Source organism: Alkalibacterium olivapovliticus (genome assembly GCF_003003275.1).
Taxonomy (GTDB): domain Bacteria; phylum Bacillota; class Bacilli; order Lactobacillales; family Carnobacteriaceae_A; genus Alkalibacterium; species Alkalibacterium olivapovliticum.
The window spans coordinates 1-23,753 of sequence record NZ_PVTO01000015.1 but is presented as its reverse complement, the minus strand read 5'-3'; the positions used below and the strand labels follow the sequence as shown (position 1 = coordinate 23,753).

26 protein-coding genes are annotated in these 23,753 nt (G+C 40.4%); 5 read left to right on the top strand and 21 right to left on the bottom strand.

Features of this window, described 5'->3' with window-relative positions:
* The 14 genes from xseA to CLV38_RS08335 all read right to left on the bottom strand — a co-directional run bounded on the left by xseA (position 1) and on the right by CLV38_RS08335 (position 9,991).
* On the bottom strand, positions 1-1,371 hold the full coding sequence (xseA, locus tag CLV38_RS08400) for an exodeoxyribonuclease VII large subunit (protein ID WP_106193997.1): 1,371 nt from the start codon (positions 1,369-1,371) through the stop codon (positions 1-3).
* Between the two features lie 159 nt (positions 1,372-1,530).
* Positions 1,531-2,016 carry a transcription antitermination factor NusB gene (gene nusB / locus CLV38_RS08395; protein ID WP_211295451.1) on the bottom strand — a complete coding sequence of 162 codons (486 nt, stop codon included), beginning with the start codon at positions 2,014-2,016 and terminating at the stop codon, positions 1,531-1,533.
* Positions 2,016-2,432, bottom strand: coding sequence for an Asp23/Gls24 family envelope stress response protein (locus tag CLV38_RS08390; protein ID WP_106193994.1), 417 nt, complete (start codon positions 2,430-2,432; stop codon positions 2,016-2,018). Before CLV38_RS08390 ends, nusB begins: the two co-directional genes overlap by 1 nt.
* A gap of 31 nt (positions 2,433-2,463) precedes the next feature.
* Positions 2,464-3,021 carry an elongation factor P gene (gene efp / locus CLV38_RS08385; protein ID WP_106193992.1) on the bottom strand — a complete coding sequence of 186 codons (558 nt, stop codon included), beginning with the start codon at positions 3,019-3,021 and terminating at the stop codon, positions 2,464-2,466.
* Positions 3,022-3,141: 120 nt separating this feature from the next.
* Entirely contained in the window at positions 3,142-4,203 is a 1,062-nt protein-coding gene (locus tag CLV38_RS08380; RefSeq protein WP_106193990.1) for a M24 family metallopeptidase, read from the bottom strand.
* Positions 4,204-4,402: 199 nt separating this feature from the next.
* Complete coding sequence (locus CLV38_RS08375) at positions 4,403-4,840, bottom strand: hypothetical protein (RefSeq protein WP_106193988.1); 438 nt, start codon at positions 4,838-4,840, stop codon at positions 4,403-4,405.
* Positions 4,833-5,315, bottom strand: a complete 483-nt coding sequence (gene comGF, locus CLV38_RS08370; RefSeq protein WP_106193986.1) for a competence type IV pilus minor pilin ComGF — start codon at positions 5,313-5,315, stop codon at positions 4,833-4,835. Before comGF ends, CLV38_RS08375 begins: the two co-directional genes overlap by 8 nt.
* Positions 5,266-5,592, bottom strand: coding sequence for a hypothetical protein (locus CLV38_RS08365; protein WP_106193983.1), 327 nt, complete (start codon positions 5,590-5,592; stop codon positions 5,266-5,268). Before CLV38_RS08365 ends, comGF begins: the two co-directional genes overlap by 50 nt.
* The gene (gene comGD / locus CLV38_RS08360) at positions 5,573-6,040 is read right to left on the bottom strand and encodes a competence type IV pilus minor pilin ComGD (RefSeq protein WP_106193981.1); all 468 of its coding nucleotides are present in this window, start codon (positions 6,038-6,040) and stop codon (positions 5,573-5,575) included. The genes CLV38_RS08365 and comGD overlap by 20 nt, the downstream gene beginning before the upstream one ends.
* On the bottom strand, positions 6,040-6,366 hold the full coding sequence (gene comGC, locus CLV38_RS08355; RefSeq protein ID WP_245920568.1) for a competence type IV pilus major pilin ComGC: 327 nt from the start codon (positions 6,364-6,366) through the stop codon (positions 6,040-6,042). Before comGC ends, comGD begins: the two co-directional genes overlap by 1 nt.
* A 15-nt stretch (positions 6,367-6,381) precedes the next feature.
* Entirely contained in the window at positions 6,382-7,446 is a 1,065-nt protein-coding gene (gene comGB, locus CLV38_RS08350; RefSeq protein WP_106193978.1) for a competence type IV pilus assembly protein ComGB, read from the bottom strand.
* Complete coding sequence (gene comGA / locus CLV38_RS08345; RefSeq protein ID WP_245920567.1) at positions 7,394-8,455, bottom strand: competence type IV pilus ATPase ComGA; 1,062 nt, start codon at positions 8,453-8,455, stop codon at positions 7,394-7,396. Before comGA ends, comGB begins: the two co-directional genes overlap by 53 nt.
* A 163-nt stretch (positions 8,456-8,618) precedes the next feature.
* Positions 8,619-9,344, bottom strand: a complete 726-nt coding sequence (locus tag CLV38_RS08340; protein WP_106193976.1) for a YebC/PmpR family DNA-binding transcriptional regulator — start codon at positions 9,342-9,344, stop codon at positions 8,619-8,621.
* Between the two features lie 128 nt (positions 9,345-9,472).
* Positions 9,473-9,991 (bottom strand): VanZ family protein, encoded by a 519-nt coding sequence (locus CLV38_RS08335; RefSeq protein WP_106193973.1) that lies wholly within the window; start codon positions 9,989-9,991, stop codon positions 9,473-9,475.
* 103 nt (positions 9,992-10,094) lie between these two features.
* On the opposite strand from CLV38_RS08335, the gene CLV38_RS08330 reads away from it, so the two are divergent.
* Positions 10,095-11,900 (top strand): M3 family oligoendopeptidase, encoded by a 1,806-nt coding sequence (locus CLV38_RS08330; protein WP_106193971.1) that lies wholly within the window; start codon positions 10,095-10,097, stop codon positions 11,898-11,900.
* A gap of 273 nt (positions 11,901-12,173) precedes the next feature.
* Here the strand turns inward: CLV38_RS08330 and CLV38_RS08325 are convergent, their stop codons facing one another.
* Positions 12,174-13,661 carry a C40 family peptidase gene (locus tag CLV38_RS08325; RefSeq protein WP_106193969.1) on the bottom strand — a complete coding sequence of 496 codons (1,488 nt, stop codon included), beginning with the start codon at positions 13,659-13,661 and terminating at the stop codon, positions 12,174-12,176.
* A 253-nt stretch (positions 13,662-13,914) separates the two neighbouring features.
* Between CLV38_RS08325 and trhO the strand changes: the two genes are divergently transcribed.
* On the top strand, positions 13,915-14,880 hold the full coding sequence (gene trhO, locus CLV38_RS08320; protein ID WP_106193967.1) for an oxygen-dependent tRNA uridine(34) hydroxylase TrhO: 966 nt from the start codon (positions 13,915-13,917) through the stop codon (positions 14,878-14,880).
* 189 nt (positions 14,881-15,069) lie between these two features.
* The gene (locus tag CLV38_RS08315) at positions 15,070-17,838 is read left to right on the top strand and encodes a transglycosylase domain-containing protein (RefSeq protein ID WP_106193965.1); all 2,769 of its coding nucleotides are present in this window, start codon (positions 15,070-15,072) and stop codon (positions 17,836-17,838) included.
* Positions 17,839-17,949: 111 nt separating this feature from the next.
* On the opposite strand, the gene ccpA is transcribed toward CLV38_RS08315, so the two are convergent.
* Entirely contained in the window at positions 17,950-18,951 is a 1,002-nt protein-coding gene (gene ccpA / locus CLV38_RS08310) for a catabolite control protein A (protein ID WP_106193962.1), read from the bottom strand.
* Between the two features lie 231 nt (positions 18,952-19,182).
* Between ccpA and CLV38_RS08305 the strand changes: the two genes are divergently transcribed.
* Positions 19,183-20,280, top strand: coding sequence for a M24 family metallopeptidase (locus tag CLV38_RS08305; protein ID WP_106193960.1), 1,098 nt, complete (start codon positions 19,183-19,185; stop codon positions 20,278-20,280).
* An 86-nt stretch (positions 20,281-20,366) separates the two neighbouring features.
* Here the strand turns inward: CLV38_RS08305 and CLV38_RS13875 are convergent, their stop codons facing one another.
* From CLV38_RS13875 to CLV38_RS08285, 5 genes are all read right to left on the bottom strand, one after another.
* Entirely contained in the window at positions 20,367-20,600 is a 234-nt protein-coding gene (locus CLV38_RS13875) for a YetF domain-containing protein (protein ID WP_342751971.1), read from the bottom strand.
* 98 nt (positions 20,601-20,698) lie between these two features.
* Positions 20,699-20,863 carry a DUF421 domain-containing protein gene (locus CLV38_RS13870; protein ID WP_342751970.1) on the bottom strand — a complete coding sequence of 55 codons (165 nt, stop codon included), beginning with the start codon at positions 20,861-20,863 and terminating at the stop codon, positions 20,699-20,701.
* Between the two features lie 97 nt (positions 20,864-20,960).
* Positions 20,961-21,386 carry an FMN-binding protein gene (locus CLV38_RS08295; protein WP_146129004.1) on the bottom strand — a complete coding sequence of 142 codons (426 nt, stop codon included), beginning with the start codon at positions 21,384-21,386 and terminating at the stop codon, positions 20,961-20,963.
* 161 nt (positions 21,387-21,547) lie between these two features.
* Positions 21,548-22,081: a YtxH domain-containing protein gene (locus tag CLV38_RS08290; protein WP_106193954.1), complete on the bottom strand. Its 534-nt coding sequence runs from the start codon at positions 22,079-22,081 to the stop codon at positions 21,548-21,550.
* 41 nt (positions 22,082-22,122) lie between these two features.
* Positions 22,123-22,554 carry a DUF948 domain-containing protein gene (locus tag CLV38_RS08285; protein ID WP_245920566.1) on the bottom strand — a complete coding sequence of 144 codons (432 nt, stop codon included), beginning with the start codon at positions 22,552-22,554 and terminating at the stop codon, positions 22,123-22,125.
* A gap of 138 nt (positions 22,555-22,692) precedes the next feature.
* On the opposite strand from CLV38_RS08285, the gene CLV38_RS08280 reads away from it, so the two are divergent.
* Complete coding sequence (locus tag CLV38_RS08280; RefSeq protein WP_106193949.1) at positions 22,693-23,583, top strand: mechanosensitive ion channel family protein; 891 nt, start codon at positions 22,693-22,695, stop codon at positions 23,581-23,583.
* The last annotated feature ends 170 nt before the right edge of the window (positions 23,584-23,753 follow it).

The window sequence follows — 23,753 nt, the reverse complement described above, 5'->3', positions numbered from 1 at the left end:
TTATTTCTCCTCACTGATTATGTTAGTTGGGTCGTTCTTGCTGACAGCTGTTACGTTAGCTGCTATTGTTCCATCCGAAACCATCACGTTAATGTGGTCATCTTTGGTTACCTGACTGGTTGATTTAACGACTTTTCCTTCTTTTTTAGTTATGCCGTAGCCTCTGCCCAGAATATTTAGAGGGGAAAGATGGTCCAGTGATTGAATCAGATAATTCAACTGACTAGTCTCTTGTTTAACGATATGGTGGGAAGCAGATATTAATTGCTGAAGCAATCTTTCATTATCTTTTTTAGATTGTCTGATCAATGACTCCGGACTGTAAGCCTGCAGTTGTCTGTCAAGAAACTGACTTTTCTGCTGACTGGTTTTTATCCTCTGTTCTGTTGTTCTGATTAGAGAATCCGTTAACTGATCCAGATTCTGACTGTATCCGTCATAGAGTCTGGCAGGCTGTCTGAAAATATAGGACTGATTCAGTCGTTTGAGTCGTTCTGTTTCCTGTCTCAAGATCGTCTGCATGGCTTGCGCCAGTCTCTGCTTAGTGAGATCAATTTTACCCAGTTCTTCTGTCAGCACTGGTACGGCCAATTCTGCCGCTGCAGTTGGTGTTGCTGCTCTAACGTCAGATGAAAGATCAGCTAATGTCGTATCGGTTTCATGACCTACCGATGAAATCACTGGTGTAGTCGCTTGTGCTATTGCCAACGCCACTTTTTCTTCGTTGAATGGAAACAGATCCTCAAACGATCCGCCTCCTCGAGCAACGATAATGGTATCGAATTCACCATTTTTATCTGCCTTCTTGATGCTTTTTACTATCGAGTCTGCCGCTTTGTCTCCCTGAACAAGCGTTGGGAAGAGCGTCAGTTCGACGATCGGAAATCGTCTTTCGATTGTCGTCTGAATATCTCTGATTACTGCTCCGCTCGGACTGGTGATGACTGCTATTTTTTTTGGAAATCGGATCAGCGGTTTCTTAAGTTCAGAATTAAACCAGCCTTCTTCAGCTAATTTCTTTTTAGTCTGTTCATAAGCGGCATATAACTGGCCTAATCCTTCAGGTTCAATGTGTTCGATGTAAAGCTGATACGTGCCGTTCTTCTCATAAACAGATAAGCGTCCAATAGCCAGGACACTCATGCCCTCCTCGAGATCGACTGCCAGCTTTCTGCCTTCACGTTGAAACAAGACCACTGACAACTTGGCCCCTTTATCCTTGATACTAAAATACTGGTGCGAGTTTCGGCGATGAGGATTGTAGTTGGAAATTTCCCCTTTTACGAAAACCCGTTCCAGATAAGGATCGTAATCAAATTTTCGTTTTACATAAGTGGTTAACTGCGATACCGTTAAGTAATCTTGATCCATCGATTAATCCTTCCTTTATACGTTATGTACAGTGAAAATAAAAAGAGCAAAAAAATAGAATGTGAACGACACTCTATTTTCCCGCCCTCTCTTGCTGTCTGCGTCACCATTTGATTTCTATGACCCCACATACTGTGAGGTCACGACAGAAAAAAGTGCTCAAACTTTATTTTCATCAGCTATACTTTGCAGTACACCGTTAATAAATTTACTTGCCTGTTCATCATTGAATGTTTTAGCCAACTCGATTGCTTCATTCATGACGATACGTTTATCCATTTCTTCTTCAAACAATAACTCATAAGTGGCTAAACGAAGAAGCAATAGGTTTGTGCGTTCCAGCCTGCTTAAAGACCAGTTCTTTAAATGTCTTGTAATCGTTTCGTCAATCACTTCACTATTCTCACGTGCACCAACTACCAGTTTCCTAAGGTAGTGAAGCGCATCCTGTACGATTTGCTGTGTATTTTTTTCTTCAGGCAATACTTCTTTCATAGCTTCTTCTATTGTTCTCATGTCATCAAATGACAGCGTACTTTCTAAAGCAAGTCTGATAGCCTGATCGATCGTTAATTCTTCATGTGTAGATAACTGGAAAAGAGACTGAAAGGCTTTTTCCCTAATCACACGCCTTACTGTAGTCACTATTCGTCATCTTCTTCCGTGTCCAATTCGAACAATTCTTGGATAGTAGTTTTTTCAGGTACGATATCTGCAATATGAATATTCACTTCAGCCAATGTGATTTCTGTCATATGCAGTACTTGTTCACGCACGCGCTGCTGGATTGTTTTTGCAACTTCGGGTACATTTACGCCAAATTTAAAATAACAGTAAATATCCAGTTTCAATCCATCTTCTTCGGTATTTAAATGAACCCCTTTTTTATGGTTGGTTTTACCGAACACGTTTTTCATTCGTTTAGAAAACTTACCCTGCATGGCATAAACGCCGCCCACTTCATTAGCGGCAATTCCTGCAATGATCTCCACAACTTCAGGGGCAACTTCGATTTCACCTAGCAGATTACTTTGATTTGTATCTCCAGTTTTTTCAACCATTACCGTTCCTCCTTCTTTATTACATTAATGATCAGGCGCGTGAGACGTAGCTGCTCTCATCGGTATTAATAATCAGAATGTCATCTACATTTATAAACAGAGGGACAGTAATGACCGCACCTGTTTCAAGAGTTGCTGATTTAGATCCGCCTCCGGACGTGTCTCCTCTAATACCGGGCTCTGTTTCCACTACTTTAAGCTGAACTTTTTTAGGCAGATCCACACCAAGTACTTCACTACCGTACATCATGATTTCGACCTGCATATTTTCTTTCATCAGTTTCAATTCATCTTCGATACGTTCTCCTGGAATTTCAAGCTGCTCATATGTTACAGAATCCATAAACACGTGGTTTCCGCCATCTTCATATAAATACTGCATCGAATTTGTTTCAATATGCGCCGTATCCATCTTTTCTCCAGCACGGAATGTTTTATCCTGAATAGCACCAGTGCGCAGATTTTTTAATTTTGAACGCACAAATGCCGGACCTTTACCCGGTTTAACATGTTGAAAATCCATTAATCTCCAGATACTTCCATCATATTCAATCGTCAGTCCAGTTTTGAATTCACTTGTTGAAATCATTTAATTTCCTCCTAATATAAAATACCCTGAGTTGAAAAAGTATTTTAATTCTCTTTCTATTGTAACATGATTTGAACCGAAAACCTATTTTCAATTCGTCAAAAACCGCATTTTAACTGGTTATAATTGTATCAGTTCTTTCGTTACACTCATCAGGTTTTTATTGCCATTTTCAGTGATCAGAAGGTCATCTTCGATTCTTACGCCACCCAGTCCCGGAATATAAATCCCCGGTTCATTGGTGATCACGTTTCCGCTTACTAATACTTTCTCATTCCGGAAGTTTATGCCGGGGCCTTCATGGACTTCAAGACCTATGCCGTGACCGGTAGAGTGACCAAATGCTTCACCATACCCTTTTTCTTTGATATAATCTCTAGCAATATCATCAAGTGCTTTACCAGTGACGCCGGCTTTAGCATGTTCCGTCACTTTTAAATTAGCATCAAGTACGATCTGGTGAATTTTCTTGAGTTCTTCACCTGGGTCTCCTAGAGAAAAGGTTCTAGTCATATCAGAAACGTAACCCTTATAGTAACACCCGAAATCTAAAGTGATCATGTCTCCATTTTCGATTTTTTTATCGCTCGCTACCCCATGCGGCATTGCAGAACGTTTTCCACTGGCAACGATTGTGTCAAAGGATACACCGGATGCTCCTTTTTCTCTCATTAAAAAATCCAGCTTATTGGCCACTTCGATTTCAGAAACGCCAGGCTTAATAAAGTTAAGTATTTCTTCAAAAGCAAATTCAGTAATTTTAATCGCCTTCTGAATGGTTTCCACTTCAGAATCTTCTTTGATTTCTCTTAATGATTCAACTAGTCCACTGACTGGTATCAACTCACAGGTTAGTAAAGAACTAATTTGTTCATACATTGCAAAAGTCACAAACTCTTTTTCGAATCCCAGCGATTTTATGTTTTCCTTCTCAACGATTGCTTTAACTTCTTCGTAAATTGGTCCCGTGTTTTTAACGATCTCAAACTCGACTGCCTGATCCGCTGCCTGTTCGGTGTACCTGAAGTCAGTTACGAAAAAAGCTTTACTTTGTGTAATCACACTTAAACCAGTTGATCCTGTGAAATTTGAAGCATAACGCAAATTGTAAGGACTAGTTATTAGGAGAGCTTCTACTCCCTCACTTTTCATTTTTTGTTGTATATCATTTACTCGAGACATCTAAACACCCTATCTTTTAGTTTATCTTGCTGTCAATCTTCCGTCTTTTTCATTATAGCAAAGCTCAATTGAAAAATAAACGAATGGGTGTTTTCCTTTCTGCTAAGTATGACCCATTTACCAAGATTTTCATAAAAATAAGAGGCTGTTATAACAGCCTCTATGTCTATCTTTAATTAGATAACAGTTGCAGAAGTGGTCACTCTATCGTTTGGTCTCTCTTTATGTGATCTTCTCCATCTTGTTCAAAGGAGTCAGAATCAATTTCCAGTATCTCTTCCGGCTCACTTTTTCTTATAGGTACTTCAATCGTCTTTTGACTAGTGTAGTGGTTATTCAGTGTTGCACTTATCACATAGCGATTATCTGATACCTTTTCAATTACCGTTTTCCCATTACTAAACAGAATTTGTTTGGGGTAACTGTCTCCTCCTTCACTTAAGAGGAGAGTCTCAGTCATTGCTATCAGAGCTTTGGCTTCATAACTGTAGCTAGTCTGTTTATACTGAACGACCTGGTTTTTGACAACTGTTGCTGATGCTGTCATAAGAAATGTAAGAAAAAGCAGTAGAAGAAGTGTCGATATCAAACTGCTGCCACTTTCACTCCTGACTAATCTTCTATAGTGTTTATTCATTTAAACCCTCTAGTTTAAGTCTTGCAGAATATGATTCATCATTTTGAAAGGTGACCTCAATTCTAAGGTGTGTATGGTCATGCTGCACTTTCAGTGTTTTTAGTTTAGTTAAAAGCGGCTGGTGTCCAGTTCTGTTGACCGTTCTGCGGTACATGTCATTGTATAAATTATAGGAAATCGATTCATTCTGAATAACGCCATCTTTTATCTGCTTAACGTTGAGTGTACTGGCTGTCTTACTAACCAGTACTTTATCTCTCAACTCATACTCCATCTGGTTAAGGAAGAGATGCCATTCAATTTGTCTGTCTTCACTAATAGTTGCCTGGACCGACTGAATTTGAGTCAAAGCTAGCGAGAAGAAGAAAACACACCCCACCATCACGTTTAAAGCCACCAATAGTTCAATCAATGTCAGGCCATCTTCATTCTGACCATTTGATCGAAAGCAGTTCAACTTCTGTTTCGTTACCATCCTCTCCTCTGATATAAATTCTGTTGGAGCTCCCGGTAGCCTCTGCTTTTCTAGTCCCCGAACTCACTTGTTCAACCGTCTCTTTCATTTCCCAAAACAGTGCACTTTCATACAGAAAACGGCTAAGTTCGACATCTTTTTTTGCCAGTTGTCTGACTTCAAAGATATCTATAAAAAACGGAACAGTTCCTGCCAGCACTAACATCAACAGACTGATACTGATCAGTGCTTCCAGTAATACATAACCATCACTCTGGTTATTTCTTTTTAACCACAAATCGTCCACTTCCCAGCTGGAATACATAATCGATTATACCTTCAGGTGTATGAAATGAAATGGTTTCAAACTGCCCAATATTACCTGATTTTCTTGAAAAGCGAAACTCCACAGTCTTGTTTAACAGTATAATATGATCCGGCAGTGTCAGTACATGTTCGATAGGATGATTTGCTTCTCCCGCGACCCTGAACGTAATTTCCCCTCTAGAGGGCAGAAATGTGACAACGGTCCATGCATCATTTAACACAGAATAATTTTGAGCCAATGTAACACTCGACTGAAAGGATTCAAAGAAAAGGGCAGTTTCGGACTTTTTCGTTAGGTAATTAAAATGAACCGTGGGTAAGGTGAGAAGCAGCGTTACAACTGATAATACCAGTAAGCTCTCAATCAGTGTTAGGCCATCCTCTTTGTATAGGAGACTTTTAACGGTGACCTTTCCCATTACTGCGTATTTTTAGTCACGATTCCATTGACTATGGTGTACTCGTTCTTTGCGCGGAGAGCTTGATTTTCAGTCAGATACTTCTCTGACTTTAACGTATCAAAACTTGTCGGCTTTTGATTTTTATCCATAATATATAAGTCAACCTGTGACTGCAGGACCGTTTCGATGGCCTCATTACTTTTAAGTTCGGCACTTTCCTGCCTACCGGACAAGTTAGGTATAAATAACAGCAGCAGTGCCGATATAACAAACAGAACAAGTGACATTTCAATCAATGTAAACCCATCATCATGGCTGATTTTTTTTACCATTTTTTTTATCACACTTTTTTCCTCCTTTTATAAAGTATCCATAATACTGAAAGTCGGCAGTAGTAAAGCAGCATAAATCGCAACAATCATCAAAGCTACACCTGTAAAGACCAGCGGTTGGATCCATGCCATTATCTGTTCCATTTTCCTGTCGAAATCTTCTTCACAACTTACTGAATACAACTCAAGTTCATATCCCAATTTCCCGGAGGTTTCTCCCTGCCTGACGACTTCCTTGATTTCTTCGTTAAGAAATGCGAATAAATCAAGTGATTCAGAGAATGACTTTCCTTTAAGCATTTCCTGCTCGACACACTGGCCAATTTCATTTACTAAATCTGAACTTTGCTTGCTTTTCATAATCGTCACCACTTCCAAAAGACTGCAGCTCCCCTTGAGCAACTGTCCCCACTCATATGAGAAATACTGGCTCCAATATAGCTTTATAAGTGGTGTTCTCATCCATTTGACCAATTTGTTTAATCTGAACACTGGTGACTCTTTTTGACTGATAAACTTCAACACAGCAATCGACGAGACAAGCAATACAGTAAGTGATAAAAGGCCAACCGGTGCATGGTAAACCAGCTTCACTATCAGTCTGGTACTTAGCGGCATCCCCTCAGATTGAAAAGATGTGATTTGTTCGATATGAGGAATAAGGACATAGCGCATTGTGAATAGCATAATGATTATGAATCCAATCAGCATAATAGGATACTGCACTATAGCAGCGACTTTTTTTCGCTTTTCTGACTGCTTAATGAGCTGCCTGCCTGCTCTGGTAATAGCCTGATTAAAATCCCCATGATACAATGCGAAATAGAGTTGTGTACAGGTATGGTCAGGAAATTCACATTGAACCAACGCTTCGGACAATGATGCCCCCATGCTCACTTCTCTGTTAATGGTATCGACCCAATTGTCAGAGTCGTTTTTTGACAAGGTATTCATAAAATGTAAGGAGTCTTTTAAGGAAAATCCCTCTGAAAGCAGACGGCCCAGTCGACTCAAAAAGAGCCCCTGCTTATATAAGTGTTTACTGGTTCGAAATGAGATACCGGTGGTACGTTTTTTCAGAAATATACCCATACATTTTCACCTTCTCCAGTAAATGATTAAAATCTCTTTGCCCTTTTTGGTTGTTAGCTGATTCGCTGCAGTTTGTATTAAACCAGTCTTTTAAAGGGGCTCCCGTTTTCACTTCAAACAGAGCCGCTCTTTTCTGATCTCTAGGGTAATGAGAACAGTATGTCTGGCAGTTGCTCTCACACAATGAGCAATAAAGTGGAATCAGATTCTGAAAAGCGACCCCGATCAGTGTCTGTTCCAGTATAGTCTGGCTTATCCCTAGCTCTAGAAGCCTTGAAATGACGCCTCTACAGTTCTTAGCATGGATAGATGCCACAATCAAGTGACCAGTCAAAGCGCCCCTCATGACCATTTTCGCCGTCTCTTCGTCACGTATTTCTCCTACAATAATGACATCAGGATGATGACGGAGAGAACTTTTCAGCAAATGTTCATACGAGATGCCAGCTGTTTCATTCACTTGAGTCTGAAGAAACGTGACTTCTTCAATTTCTACAGGATCTTCGACCGTTATCACCTGCTGCTTCTCTCCGTCCAGTCTATTTTTGACTAGATGATACATAGTCGTCGTCTTTCCAGAATCAACAGGTCCAGCAAACAGCAGCAGTCCGGACTTCGCATCAACAAGTTTTTTCAACACCTCCCATTCATATCTGAAAAACGCCCCTATTTCCTGTTGATTAGCGTCTTTTTGTTTCAACAGCCTGATTACGAGCGACTCCTGACTCTGGTAATTGCTGATTGTAGAGAACCGAAGATCAACTGCTTTTTCTTTAAGGTGAAATGTCATCGAACCACTTTGAGGTCGTCTTTTTTCACCAACGTCCATATTCGAGCGGTACTTAAAGTAGGAAATCAATCGGCTTCCTTCTTCTCTATCCAGGTAAAACTGTTTATCCATTTGACCGTTTAACCTAAAGTAGATATCATAATGTTTCTGTTCGGGTAAAATATGGATATCACTTGTGCGAAAAGAATCCGCCATTGTCAGTAAATGCTGTGCAAACACCTCAGTATCCAGTTAGCCACACTCCTTTCTACATTCATTTAACAGCTACTATATATATTGTGCTTCTATCTAAAAACTGACGAAAAAAACCTGTAAAAAACAGATTAATTTCTGCTTTTTACAGGTCTTACCGTAAATATTTAGTATTTTAAGTCTATTTTTTTTACATTTCCGCATTATGATAGACTTCACTGACATCATCATCATCTTCAAGAGCATCAATCATTTTCTCGAACAGCTCGGCTTTATCTTCAGGAACCGGAATAGTCGTTTGAGGAACCATTGTCAGTTCAGACTGATCCAGTTTAAATCCTGCTTCTTTTAAAGCATCTCTGACTGAAGCGTAATCGTGGCCATCTGTATAGATTTCAAAGACTTCATCAGACGTTTCAAGGTCTTCTCCACCTGCTTCCAGAACCTGCATCAGCATATCATCTTCACTCAAATCGAGACCTTCACGACTGATTGCGATATATCCCTTACGGTCAAACATATAGCTGACTGATCCTTTCTCACCAAGTGATCCGCCATTACGATCAAATCCAAGTCGAATGTTGGTACTTGAACGGTTCAGGTTATCCGTCAGCGCATAGACAAGCACTGCAATTCCGTTCGGTCCATATCCTTCATACAATACTTCTTTATAGTCTGCTCCCTGACCTGCATCTGTTGCACGTTTAATTGCTCGATCGATATTGTCATTAGGCATATTATTTGTTTTCGCCTTGTCAACTGCGAGACGCAGTGACGCATTCGTTTCAGGATCAGGGCCACCATCTTTTGCAGCTTGATAAATTTCTTTAGAGAGTTTCTGGAAAATCTTTCCTCTTTTTGCATCTTGTGCACCTTTACGATGCTGAATATTTTTCCACTTCGAATGTCCTGCCATCTAAATTCCTCTTTCCTGATCTTTTATGTCATAAGTCCTTAGTTATTATACCAAAAATACAGGTCGTTTCAAGGTTTTCCGGTTACGCTTTCACACTACCCTACTGCTTTGACGCGCGTAATATTCTCTCATGAAACTCGTTTACGCCTTTTCTTTCTCTTTGGATTAGTGGACAACAGGCCAATCACGATGCCTACTGCTGCGCCAGCCAAATCCAGCATGACATCTTCCATCAAAGCTGTACGGTTCGGATGGAATGATTGTCTCAGCTCATCAAATGAGGCATACCCAATTGAGAGCATTACTGCCAGGATAACTGTCAAGTAAGGATTGTTTACTCTATTTCTCAACCCTAAATACCAGAAGAGTCCCAAAAAGAAGAACGAGACGAAGTGAGCGCCTTTACGTATGAAGAATTCAATAAATCCTATGTATCCACTTGCATTGACACTTATCTCACTTCCCGCATACATGAACTCTACTCTTTCCAGCAACCCCCTTAACGGTTCATTTTCGAGCCACTGATGGAGTATAGGCTGTACTGTCTGATCCTGATAACTCATGGATGAACTATAGTAGAGAACCCCCATTACGACGAAAGCTAAGATTAAATAAATATTATCTGCGGTACTTACTTTATTTTTCATAATTTCACACCTTTTCAATCAATAGTCTTATTCTAACTTAAGTTACTTTATATAGAAAGAAAAAAACGATACAATTGAATTATTATATTAAGGGGGAGAAATAATGCAGAAACAATTAACATGGGATATGGACACGATTTTCAAAGGGGGAAGTGATTCCAAGGAGTTAAAAGACTTTATCGATGGAATAAAAGAAACCATTTCAGATGCAAAATCACTTATCAATCAGTGGTCACCAGAATCAGACAGGGACTCAACCGGAGACTTGATTGCTTTTCTAACTAAGCGGGAGACAGCCTTTGATTATTTGGGAGAAGCTTCAACATTTTCAAGAGGACTTCTGTCGGCAAATGTTAATGACTCTAAAGCGGCTAAGACAGTCAATCAGCTCAGCCAGCTCGGCAGTCAGCTAAGTGACGTTGAAACACAATTTATGAAGAAGTTAAAATCTATTCCTGATGAAAAATGGGATACGTTACTGACACACGACCAATTAAAAGCCAGTGCATTTAATCTGAACGAAAAAAGAGAAAAAGGGAAAAAACTGTTATCAGAAAATGAAGAACGCATCATTCAACAATTATCCTTAGACGGACTGGAAGGCTTCAATAATGTGTACCAGTCTCTGGTGAACAGCATTCGTATACCGTTTGAAAAAGATGGTGACGTAACCGCACTTTCAGCTGGTCAGGCTGCAAATAAATTGAGTGGTCATCCTGATCCGGCAGTCAGAGAGTCCTTACTGACGACCTGGGAAATGGCCTGGCAATCTAAAGCGCCTTTATTCGCAAATACCCTCAATCACTTAGCCGGATTCCGTTTACAGACTTATAAATTGAGAGACGAACCGGACTTTTTGACGCCAGCACTTGAGTACAACCGACTGCAAAAACAGACGCTTGACACAATGTGGAATACCATCACAAAAAACAAACCCAAGCTAGTCGACTTTTTAAATCGAAAAGCAGCTTTAATGCATAAAGACAAACTGGGTTGGGCTGATGTGACCGCTCCTTTGTCCCTAGGCGATTATGAACCTAAAGAGTATTCATTTGAAGAAGCTCAAGCCTTTGTTATTGAACACTTTGGATCATTCAGTGAAGATATGAAGGGCTTGGCACAAACGGCTTTCGATCAGGCATGGGTTGAAGCAGAAGACAGAGAAGGCAAACGTCCCGGCGCTTACTGCTCAAACCTGCCGAAGAGCAAGCAGTCACGTGTCTTTATGACATTTTCAGGTTCAGCAAACAATGTCTCTACACTGGCACATGAGCTCGGACATGCTTATCATAGTCATGTTATGCGAGATTTGCCGCACCTCAACCGCCGATATGCCATGAACGTGGCAGAAACAGCCTCAACTTTCTGTGAGATGGTTATCTCAAGTGCGACTGTTGATGCTGCCAATTCTGTGGAAGAAAAAATTGCTTTGCTGGACAGTAAGATTTCAAGAGCTGCCGTGATGTTCATGAATATTCACAGCCGTTATCTATTCGAAACACGTTTCTATGAACAGAGACAACACGGTCTGCTTGATGAGAACGAACTGTCTACCTTAATGGAAGAAGCTCAAAAAGAAGCATTTCAGGATTCTCTTGAATCGTATCACCCTATGTTCTGGGCAAGCAAACTTCACTTCCACATTACAGGAGTGCCGTTTTATAATTTCCCTTACACTTTCGGATTCCTGTTCAGCTTGGGCATATACTCTTATGCTAAAGGACAAAACAAGAACTTTGAATCAGACTATCGTAATTTGCTGAGAGACCCGGCCAGCATGACAACTGAAGATTTGGCTAAAAAACATTTGGATGTCGACCTGACTCAACCAGATTTCTGGCAGTCAGCTATCGATGAGATTTTGACAGATATCGATGAATACATGGCGTTAACAAGTAAGTTTATCTAATTACTCACTAATAGTTAAGAGTAAGACTAGCTGAGTTAAAAACAGAAGAGCAGACCTTTTAAAGGTACTGCCCTTCTGTTTTTTTCGCCTCTACTTTTATCTCCAAAACCTACTGCTAAAATGCCTCCCATATCACTGCTTAGATTATATTCATTGAACGATCACTAACTGATACGAATCAGGTTTACTACTTAACAGTAAAGAGCAGGTCCACTAATTCAGCGGCCTGCTCTTTTTTTACTTATCTATGTGGTCAAATTTTTACTTCGCTTATTAATATCTTCCATATCCTACTAGTCGTTGTGCCCAGTAACCATTGTTAATCCTTGTATGAGCTACGCCTGTACTAGACTGCGATCCGATAAACTGGCCGCCTCCAGTATAGATGCCGACATGAGTCACCCGTCCGCCTCCTTCTGAAAAGAAGACTAAGTCGCCCGGTTGTGGATTTGTCACTTTTTGAGCTGAAGCGTATTGTCCAGCGGCACTGCGTGGCAATGATTTGCCGACTTGTCTGAATACTAAAGATGTAAAACCGGAACAATCCAGTCCGCTAGGTGTACTTCCGCCGTAAAGGTAACGTGTACCTACTAAAGCATTAGCATGTGGAGCTAAACTTGACCAGGAAGTACCCGAACTTGGTGCTGGTGGCGGAGCTGGTGTAGGAGTCGGTTTAGGAGCAGCTGGTGCTGGCGTTGGTGAGGGTGCCGGCGTGCTGGCTTCTTCATTCGAATCGTTGGATTCATCATTAGATTCTGACGTGTTATCAGTGTTTGACGGTGCCGTATTAGCAGATTCATTAGATGAATTCCCGCTTTCACTGCGGTTTGAATCGTTGTTCGAACTCGGCTGAGAAACGGGTTCAGATTCAGGTGATTCACTTACTTCTTCTCTTTGAGATGAAGCCAACGTTACTTCTGCTTCTTGAGCTGCTTGTGCCTCTTCCTCTTCACGTGCGAGCTGTTCAACTCTTCTTTGTTCTTCTGCTTCACGCGCTGCTTGAGCCGCTTCTTCTCTGGCAACCAGTAATTGTCCCACAGCCTGTTCTGCTTCTGCTTTCTGAGCTAAGAAACGGTCGCGATCAGATTCGGCAGTTGCTCGCTGTGCTGCGATTTGTGCTACGAGAACTTCTTTTTCTAAACGCTGTTGTTCTAAATCTTCAGAGATGACTTCCAGTTCAGCTGCCAAAGCGTTCTGCTGAATGATGGTCTGTTCAGTTCGATCCTGTTTTTCGACTACTTCTGCTTTGTCTCTTACCTGTGCTTTAACTAACTTGCGGTTGGATGACACCAGACTTGATACAACATCGATACGTCCGATAACATCTGTCAGTGATTCAGCTTCAATAATAAATTCAATGTAGTTGACCGTCTGTCCATCAACTTGAATTTTTCTAGCCTGATCTTCCAGCTGTTCTGTTCTTTTTTCAATTATAAGTTCAAGCTCTGCAATTTCTTCCTGGAGCAAGTTCATTTCTGCGTGAGCAGCTTCCAGTCGACCAACCACTTCTGTAATAGTGTCTTCATTAGAGGTGATTTCTCTATCTAGTACAGTCAATTCTTCTTCAGCATTTTGTACTTCTGATTGTAGAGAACTGATTGTTTCTTCCAAATTATGTACTTTACTTTCAGTTTCTTCTATTAAACTTAAGTTATCATTGATCGCTTCATCATAATCATCTGCGAATACTTCAGGAGCAACTGCCAGACTTGTTAAGAGTAACGTGCTTGTCAGAGATGCAAGTAAAAATTTCTTGATCAAAAAAATTCCCTCCAGTAATGTAATTCAATTTATGTGAGTAATAGTTTGTTTGTTCATTAACTTAACTGAGTAGAGTATACCATTAAACTGAGAGGTATAAATTTCAAGTATATTAGACTTGCGTATCACTTACGCATCTCTAATATGACGAAACAGCTTGATAACTTGCAATTTGTAAGCAAAACCACTATAATTTCTATGATTCCATTAATCAGGAAAAGATTTTGTAACACAGTAATTAGGAGGACTAATCATGAGCGACTACCGCGTTTTGCTTTACTATAAATATGTTGAAATTGAAAATCCGGAAGAGTTTAGAGTGAATCATTTAAATTTATGTAATGAACTAGGCTTGAAAGGCCGTATTCTTGTGTCTGAAGAAGGCATGAACGGGACTGTTTCAGGCACCATTGAACAGACGGAATCTTATATGAAAGCCGTTAAATCAGATGAGCGCTTTGCTGATATGTTCTTTAAAATGGATCCTGCAGAAGGCCATGCTTTTAAAAAAATGCATGTCCGATACAGACCGGAAATTGTTTCTTTACAGTTAGGTAAAGATGATCTGGATCCGAATCAAATTACCGGCCAGTATCTGGAACCTGAAGAGTTCAAAGCTGCTTTAGAAGATGACAACACAATCGTCTTGGATGCTCGTAATGATTATGAATATGATCTGGGTCATTTCAGAGGAGCCGTCAGACCTGATATTCGTTCGTTCAGAGAATTGCCTGAATGGATCAAAGAGAACAAAGAGAAATTTATGAATAAACGCGTTGTTACCTATTGTACAGGAGGGGTCCGCTGTGAGAAATTCAGTGGATGGCTTCTGAAAGAAGGTTTTGAAGATGTCGCGCAACTCCATGGCGGTATTCATAACTATGGTACGCACCCAAAAACACAAGGCGAATTGTGGGATGGAAAAATGTATGTCTTTGACGAACGGATCAGCGTGGATATTAATCGTGTCGATAAGACGGTTATTTCAAAAGACTGGTTTGATGGTACTTTATGTGAGCGATATGTGAATTGTGCGAATCCGAAATGTAATCGTCAGATTATTACTTCCGAGGAAAATGAGCACACATACCTCAGAGGATGCACTCATGAGTGTCGTGTTTCTCCAGAGAATCGCTATGTTAAAGAGCACAACTTAAGTCAGGAAGACGTGTCTGACCGTTTGGCTTTAATTGGGGAAACATTACCTGAGACCGTATAGACTTTAACCTTTGCGAGATTGGACTACCCATTTTCGCAGAGGATTTTTTCTGTATAACACCGGTTAACATTTCTGTCACAGTCCTTCTATTTTATAGTCGTTTAAATACCGATTCGTTTTAATTCCATTGAGGTTTTGCTATAATATAGCCAGTCACAGTAAATAAACTTATTTAATAAGGAGTTCATAATGAAACGATCTGAAGTAAAAGAATCCAGACAAACAGAAGAAACGAATGAACCCTCGATTTTTTCATCGTTCGTTTATTATTTCGATATTTTTTATAGAGTTATTAAAGCATTAGTCATCATGATAGTTGTCGTCCTGTTAGTAGGAGGATCTTTGGGTGCAGGAACTGCACTTGGGTATTTTGTTTCTCTAGTTAACGGGAGTGAAATCCCCGAACCTGAAATGATGGTAGAGCAGATTTACGATTATAATCAGACTTCTACCATGTATTATGAAAGCGGCGAAGTCATCAGTGATTTAAGAGCTGATTTAATGCGGACCCCTGTCGGATTAGAAGACATGTCATCAAATGTTATAAACGCTATTGTCGCGACAGAAGACGAGTACTTTTTCGATCATGATGGAATTGTTCCGAAAGCCATTGCCCGTGCCCTCGTACAGGATATTACTGAATCCGGTGCGTCAACTGGTGGATCGACACTGACTCAACAGCTGATAAAACAGCAGATCATCGGCGGGGAGGTTTCTCATGAGCGTAAAGCAAACGAGATACTGCTGGCCATGCGTATTGAGAACTATATGGAAAAAGACGACATTTTAGAAGCATACCTCAACGTGTCCCCTTTCGGCCGTAACAATAAAGGTCAAAATATTGCCGGTGTCGAAGAAGCTGCACAGGGTATTTTTGGCGTATCAGCTGCTGAGATTACTTTACCTCAGGCAGCATTCATTGCAGGATTGCCACAGCGTCCAAACATTTTTAGTCCTTACACAAATTCTGGTGAAGTTAAAGAAAATCACGACCTCGGACTTAGTCGGATGCGTGAAGTACTGTTTAGAATGTACCGTGAAGATATGATTACATTTGAAGAGTACCAGGAAGCGAGTGAGTATGATTTACCTCAAGACTTCCTGAACCGCGAAGAAATCGATTACGAAGATATCTCATTTGTATACGATCAAGGTGAATATGAAGCGAGACGAATACTTGTGAGACAAGCCATGGAAGAAGACGGCATCACGAATGAAGATCTTGAAGAAAATCCTGATCTTGTTAGTGAATATGAAGAAGAAGTCCGCTTTACCATTCGTAACAGAGGGTATCAGATTCATACCACTATCGACCGTGAAGTGCATCGCGTTCTAGAAGAAACGGTTAGAGAATATCAGGACCAGTTGGGACAGGAACGCTCTTTCAACTGGGAAGATGCAGATGGAAATACTCAAACTACTACACTACCCGTCCAATACGCGGGATCATTAATTGATAACGAAACTGGCCGCATAATTGGATTTATTGGCGGTCGCGACTACGGACTCAGCCAATTTAATAATGCATTCCAGATGAACCGCAGTCCTGGATCTGCAATCAAACCTTTAGCCGTTTATGGTCCTGCGATTGATGCGGGTATTCTTACTCCGGCATCGATCATTCCGGACACTGAAGCCGAAGTGCGTGACGTTTACGATCCAGCCATTGGTGACTGGACTTATTATACGCCGACCAACGTTGGTGCTACTACTAACGAATGGATTACTGCTAGACAATCATTAGTAGAATCAAAAAACATTGCTGCATTTAAAATACATTCAGCTTTACAGCAGGAAGAAACGGATCTTCAAGGCTATATCAGACGTATGGGAATCAGTGAAGATGATTTTTCTGATGCAGAGATAGATTACCCTTCCTTTTCAATTGGCGGTACAGATGGACCAGCACCAGTTGGACTAGTCAGTGCTTTTTCTACAATAGGGAATAACGGACAGCATGCAGAAGCTTACATGATTGAACGGATTGAAGACAGTAATGGTGAGGTCGTTTATCAACATGAAGTTGAACAAACTGAAGTATGGAGTCCTCAAACAAATTATCTTCTGTTAGACATGCTCCGTGGTGTTCACACAGAGGGAACTGCTGAAGGCACGATCGATCTTCTGAACTTTGAATCTGACTGGGTCTCGAAAACCGGTACAACTCAAGACCGAAATGATGTCTGGTACCTCGCGAGTACTCCTAAAGTATCTTTCGGTACCTGGATGGGCTATGGGACCAATGAAATTTCTCTTGGAGATGATTTCGGACTTCATCCTAGTCGAAGAAACCGTGACATGTGGGCCAGAATTATGAATGCCGTACATGCAGTAAATCCGGATATATTAGGTGTTGGAGAAACGCACTCACGACCAGATGGCGTTACTGAAGATTCAGTTATTGTCGATACTGGTATGAAATCAGGTGAAGTGGAAACACCTGATGGCGACTCATTCAACTACTCCGGCAACACTCATACTGAACTGTTCAAATCGGATAATGTACCGGGAACAACGACTTATGATTTTGCAATCGGTGCTACTGATGAAGAATTGGAAGAATTCTGGAGCAGTTATACATCTTCAGCATCTGATGAAGATAACGAAGATGATGACAGTGAAGAACCTGATGACGACGAGGAATCGGAGGACGAAGATACCTCCGACCCGGAGCCTGAGGCGGATCTAGAACCGGAGCCTGAACCAGAGCCCGAACCGGATCCAGAACCAGAACCAGAGCCAGAGCCCGAACCGGATCCAGAACCTGAACCAGAACCAGAGCCTGAACCTGAACCTGAACCAGAACCTGAACCTGAGCCAGATCCCGAAGATGATGACACTTCTGATGAAGAGGAGCCTTCCAACGGAAATGGCTCTTCTTCGCCTAATGGGAACGGAAACGGAAATGGAAATGGCGACTCTGACGATGATGATGAAACAGAAGATGATGATGATTAACCATACGCGCTAGAACAGAACAAAAGCTCTCTACCTTGGAAATGGGTAGAGAGCTTTTTGGATTAGAGGTGAAAAAGAGGAGCATTCCAATCGAATGCCCCTCCATCTTTATTATTTAGTTGTTCCCTTATTTTCAATGTGATATGGTAATTTGACCGTTTTTTCATCAGTTTCTTCTTTGTTCATCAATTTAGTCAGTAGTCGCATCGCTACGGCACCAATGTCATACAAAGGTTGAACAACTGTAGTCAGCTGAGGACGGGTCATTGCTGTAAGTTTAGAATTGTTCGAAGTTACGATTTCAAAGTCTTCAGGAATGGAGACTCCTCTATCTAAAGCAGCATTTAATACCCCTACAGCTAACTCATCATCAGCCAGTACTACAGAAGTCGCCCCTGCTTTAACCAGCTGCTCATAAACAGCTTCTCCTACTTTATAGGTATACTCTGACTGTAACACCAGATCTTCATTGTATTCAATAGATGCTTCTTCTAAAGCAGCTTTATAGCCATTCATTCGGTAAACCCCATTAATAGGTTCTTCATGACTTTCAGACACGAAGGCTATTTTTTTATGGCCATTATTTATCAGTAACTCAACACTGTCTTTAGTAGCCAGCTCATAGTCGATATTCACGCTGCCGACTTGTTCGTCCGGGTCAACAGTTCCTGCTAAAACCACCGGTGTGCGGGAACGAGAAAATTCTGCTCTCAACTCTTCAGTAATTTTATTTCCCATAAAAATGACGCCGTCAACTTGTTTTGCAAGTAACGTATTCAATACCTGAACTTCTTTCTGTTCGTTCTCATCTGAGTTGGCTAGAATGATATTATACTTGTACATAGTAGCAATATCATCAATCCCTCTTGCTAAGGACGAAAAGTATAAATTGGTGACATCGGGAATAATAACACCTACTGTAGTCGTTTTCTTGCTGGCTAGTCCACGAGCAACTGCATTAGGACGATAATCCAGTCGATCAATTACGTCAAGGACTTTCTTTCTTGTTGTCGGTTTCACGTTAGGGTTACCGTTCACCACGCGTGAGACTGTAGCCATTGAGACCCCTGCTTCACGTGCGACATCATATATAGTAATTGTTTGCTTATCCATTTAAATATCTCCTTTAGTCATTGTAGCCCTCTTTATGAGAGCGCATACTTCTCATAATAGAGTAACAAGAAATGAAACCAATTTCAATCATTAACGTGTATTTTCATGAAATTTTCTAAAACTCTTTTCAGAAAAGGCTTTCTTATTACCTATTCTATCATTTTCTGTCTTTAAAGAGAAGTTTTTGGTAAACTAAATGAATAGTTTATCATTTTAAAGGTAGGGTGAAGTATGAAACCAATAGAACAACTAACCAAACATATGACTGAACAGGACCTTTCTTTTATATATATCGACAATCCGTTTACCATCAATTATTTAACTGGGTATTTAAGTAATCCGCATGAACGTGTTCTCGCACTTCTTCTTACGGGAAGTAAATCAGCTTTAATTGTTCCAAAGCTCGAAGAACAGGATGCGAAGCATGGAGCGGCTGTGGATATGGTCTTTAGTTACAGTGACCATGAAAATGCTTTTGAAAAAATAGGTTCTTTCATATCCGACACTCCTGGCGTAATAAAAAATATTGGGATTGAAACAGATTACCTTATTATTGACCGATATAATCAGTTGAAAGAGCTCTTCCCTGAAGCTGAGTTTACATCGATTACATCACCTATTCAAGATATGAAAGTAATCAAATCAACTGATGAAATCACTCTAATGAAAGAAGCCGGAAAATTTGCTGATATTGCTTTGAAAGTGGGTATAAATGCACTGAAAACGGGCATAACAGAAGAAGAAGTAGTTGCGCTGATCGAATATGAACTAAAAAAATCAGGCATTAAAGAGATGAGTTTTGACACTATGGTTTTATTCGGAGATCATGCGGCCAGCCCACATGGTACGCCTGGTAAACGACAACTCAACCCTCATGAACTGGTTTTATTTGATTTAGGTGTCGTTTATAACGGCTATACAAGTGATGTTTCCAGAACAGTTGCATATGGGGAAGTCAGCTCTGAACTAGAAAAGTTGTATACTATTGTTCTAAACGCACAGAAAACGGCACAGTCAGCAGTAAAAGCAGGAATGACAACGGGGGAAATAGACGCTGTCGCTCGAGACATCATCTCAGAAGCCGGATATGGAGAAGCTTTTACACATCGTTTAGGTCATGGTTTAGGACAATCAGTTCATGAATATCCTAATATTGCACCGGGTACTGACTTACTGATCAGAGAATACATGTGTTTTTCGATTGAACCAGGTATTTATCTGGATAATATAGCCGGTATTCGGATAGAAGACTGTATCGTTGTAACTGATTCGGGAGCTGAGTCATTTACACAGACAACCAAAGATTTGATCGTAGTTCCTGTTAAATAATAAGAGCCGTATAAAAAACCTTATCGAGTCATTTCAGCCAGTAGTATCGATCACTTACTACAATGGATGGACTCTGATAAGGTTTTTTAATAGAAAAAATCTTCTTTCTCAAGCTGCTTTTCTTTTGATTTCTGCATTACCGTTAGCGTCCCATCCGTTTCTAATATGACTGCCGCTATTTCATCCAGCGAAACATATCCACCTTTACGAATGGCCTGCATGATTTCAATTTTTGTGATCCGCTCTTTTTTCATTTTGGTTTCGTCATAATCATCTCTGTAATAAATCAGTGAGGGTTTTGATTTCAACAAGGAGCGCACTTTGCTGGACCGGACAGATAACCAAGTCGAAAGGTACTGCAAAAAGACTAGCAAACAAAAGGCTATAATGCCCTCCCACAGCAATGTTTCATGATTCACTATGATGTGTTAGCCAGTACCGAACCGAGTGCAACTGTTACGATAAAATCGAACGCGTTCATCTTGGATAAGGTTCGTTTCCCTGATAATCTTAAGACGAACACTATAAAGGCATAGCTTCCGCCCCCACCCCCTATCATTCTAATAAACGTATTGACTGTCATCCTGTTCACTTCTTTCTTGATCCTATTCTTTAATACTTTTATGACTTAACAGGTCTTTAGCACCTTATCTACACTTTTTAAGATAGCAGTACTATTTCTAATCATTATCTACTTCTATGGTGTCTGTCGATCCGTTTTCAGCAGCGTTTAAAAGCATGGCAGCATATTCCTGGAATTTATTGGATGAGGTTGTTGCACCGGAAACTGTATCGATTTGTCCAGCATCCTGGGAAGTGACCAATTGATTATTGAGTTCTTCAACGTATTCCTGCGGACCAACACCTGTCTGCTCTGCCATTGCCTCCTGGTACTCTTGGTCCTCAGTTTTAACAGCTCCTTCTTCGTTGTATTCGTTATAATCAGAAGTAACGATTTCGCCGTCTTCTACATCGATAGTGAATACTGCTCTCCATCCATTATCGTCATAGTTCGCTTCGACAAGTTCATATGTTCCATTTTCAAACGTCCCGTGTCTCACATCTACCTGAGTGGTACCATTTTCTCCTGCCCGTCTTCTCCGCATGCAGACAGTATCAAACCAGATACTGATAAAACAAATAATCCACTTATAACTTTCATCGTCTTGTTCCTTTCCACATGAATTTTGAGTAATGGTCAAATGAAATGAATAAAAGGATGCGAGGTAATCGCATCCTTTTATGTAAATCTCATATACTCACCAAATTAATACTGGCTGTTTCCGTCTTTATTCATTGTACGTGGTGATCCTTCAGGTAATGAATGATCATCTTGAGATACTTTTTTTCCTTCTTTTGCGGCATCATCTAAAGATTCTTTAGCCTCTTCCGCCGCATTTTTGGTTATCTTTTTATCTCTTTCCACACCGTCTTTCAATGCATCTTTCAAACCTTCTGCTGTATCTTTAGCTTCCTGTTTGATTTTGTTAAGATTCTCTTCTGTATCTCCGTCAGAACCCACTTGATTTGTTAACTGTTCATAAGTTGCTGAAGCATTATCCAGATACTCAGAACCAGCTTTTTCCACAGTGCCTTTTAATTTTGTTCCTTTATCTTTAACAATAGACATATACTCTTTAGCCTGCTGCTTAGTCTTGTCGGCTTGTCCAGCTATATCTTCACGCATATCCTTACCTGATTTAGGTGCCAATAATAAGGCCGTCAAACCCGCTACTGCTGCTCCTACGAATGTGCCCAATACAAAGCTTTCAAGATTTTCATGTTTGTTATGTTTATACATACTAACAACTCTCTCCTTTTGTTATCGATTTGCATTCTCTGTTATCCTCTTACTTTTGAACCAACTTTTTTGGCAATCCCTATTGAGGCGCCTTTTTTTGAAGCGCTAGCCAAATGTGACGTCAAGTTGCGTGTTGAATCATTTAAACTTGATACAGATTCTCCCAGGTCCCCGACTGCTTGGAACAATGGATCTGTTAGTCCTAGCTTGCCATTCACATCATCTAAAGTTGTGTTGGATTTATTTAATAATCCTTCAACCTCGATAAGTAAATGATCAGCGTCTTTGGTAATCGTATTTAGACTTTTGTTTGCTTCTTCCACCGTAGTGTTAAGCTCAGTAACGACACTTGCTACTTTGAATAATACATAACAAAGGCCTAATACTAGTACTGCAAATGCTCCTGCTGCTATTAATGCTGCTATTTCTCCACCTGTCATAATAATCCCTCTTTCTTCTTTTCTGTATACCATAAGATTACCACTACACTGTAAACGAATGCAAACATGACGCCCTTTTTAACACTATAAACTTAAAATTGAATCTTTGAAAAAAACTGGTAGAATAGTGATAGACTACTTGTTTTAATCGATTGACAGGAAAGAAAGGAAATGACTATGTATTTTTCAGCTGAAGACTCACCGACTACCCCTGAAGAACAATTAGGATTTTTTATAGAATTCTGGCGGGGGATTGACTGGCGGGCAATTGCCAGTTCACTTATTGTGCTGCTTATGCAGATCGCTTTGGCCCTCATTATCTTTTTTATTCTTAAAAAAGTAGGCCACTATGCCATTGAAATGGTGTTCAAGCGTTACATGAAAGAGAAGAAAACAGTACCAAACCGTTTAAATACACTCTACAAATTGAGCAAGAACAGTTATCATGCGATTCTGTACTTTTTCCTGGTTTACACTATATTGGAACTGCTCGGGGTACCGGTCGGCACCTTGGTCGCCAGTGCCGGTGTAGTTGGTCTTGCACTCTCGTTAGGTGCTCAGGGATTTGTATCTGATATTGTCAACGGCTTTATGATTCTTCTGGAGAAACAAATCGATGTGGGAGATGTTGTCGAATTGAGTGGTGTTTTGGGGACAGTTGAAGATGTCAATCTGAAAACGACAAAAGTGAAAGATTTTGACGGAACTACTCACTTTATTCCAAATCGCTCAATCACAGTTATCAGTAACCGTTCCAGAGGAGATATGAGGGTCATGCTCCATATCCGCTTATTCCCGCAGACGGATCTGCATTCAGTCCGATCAGTAATGGAACGGATTAATCAGGAATGGATTCCAAAATGCGATGAAATAACGATCCAACCCAAAGAAATTGCTTTTGTACCCATTGGTTCAGGTCAAATAGCTGCACAAGTCATTATGTACTCTAAATCCGGAACCGAATTTGGCATGCAGAACTTGTTCTATGAAAAATATGTGGATGCATTGAGAGAAGCTGGCATCGACTTGCCAAAAATCAATCTTGATATTCAAAATCCTTAAATCAATAAAGATAAACCCGTTAAAGCAGCAATTATGCTTTAACGGGTTTATCTTTATTGCTTAATCGTTTCTTTTGGTTCTACGTCAACTGACGTTGGTGAAGAATAATAATCAATAAATATGAGAGTAAATACCAAGGGTGCCTAGGCTGTCTTGGTATTTACTTTTTT